Origin of the sequence: Streptococcus mitis (assembly GCF_001579035.1) — a bacterium.
GTDB lineage: Bacteria > Bacillota > Bacilli > Lactobacillales > Streptococcaceae > Streptococcus > Streptococcus mitis_J.
On the sequence record NZ_KQ970367.1, the window covers coordinates 1 to 207 of the forward strand.

1 protein-coding gene is annotated in these 207 nt (G+C 40.1%); it reads right to left on the reverse strand.

The annotated features are described in order from the left end of the window. Window positions 1–207, reverse strand: a 207-nt coding sequence (locus SMIDD26_RS11090) for a helix-turn-helix domain-containing protein (protein ID WP_134990327.1), incomplete at both ends; no start/stop codon positions are given.

Below are 207 nucleotides of genomic sequence, written 5' to 3' on the forward strand. Positions count from 1 at the left end.
TATAAAATCTTCTTATAGCCACAATTCTGTCTTCTTTTAGGACAGCCATTACAGACAAAGGGAGCTTTGTCGAGTAGAGGGCAAGGAAGGTTATTAGAGGTAGAGTCTCTAATTTGTTTATTTCGTTTGACTTCTTTGGAAACAGTGATCGGGTCTTTTAGAATGGACTGTCCAATAGCTTTGAAGGTTTCACCGCGCTCTAAGCCT